The organism is Mesorhizobium sp. M7A.F.Ca.CA.001.04.2.1 (genome assembly GCF_003998485.1).
Taxonomy (GTDB): domain Bacteria; phylum Pseudomonadota; class Alphaproteobacteria; order Rhizobiales; family Rhizobiaceae; genus Mesorhizobium; species Mesorhizobium ciceri.
Window position 1 is genome coordinate 1 of the sequence record NZ_RZQT01000304.1, and the last position, 447, is coordinate 447.

General features: G+C 64.4%; 1 protein-coding gene. It reads right to left on the reverse strand.

Annotated elements, in window-relative coordinates:
- Window positions 1-447: 2-oxo acid dehydrogenase subunit E2 (locus EN955_RS34645; RefSeq protein ID WP_206523782.1), on the reverse strand; the 447-nt coding region annotated here is incomplete at both ends.

Below are 447 nucleotides of genomic sequence, written 5' to 3' on the forward strand. Positions count from 1 at the left end.
CTTGAAGGCGACCAGCAGTTCGGCACCCAGCGCACCGTCCACGGCGCGGTGGTCGGTCGACAGCGTCACCGACATCACGGTGGCTATTCTGATCTCGCCGTTCTTGACCACTGCCCGCTCCTCGCCGGCGCCGACCGCCAGGATGGTCGCGTGCGGCGGGTTGATGACCGCGGCAAAATCCTTGATGCCGAACATGCCGAGATTGGACACCGCCGTGGTGCCACCCTGATACTCTTCCGGCTTCAGCTTGCGGCTGCGGGCCCGACTGGCCAGATCCTTCATCTCGTTGGAGATGGTGGACAGCGTCTTTTCGTCGGCTTTGCGGATGATCGGTGTGATCAGCCCGCCGGGGATCGACACGGCAACGCCGACATCGGCGTGCCTGTGCTTGACCATGGCGCTTTCGGTCCACGAGGCATTGGCATCGGGCACCGCCTTCAGCGCCAT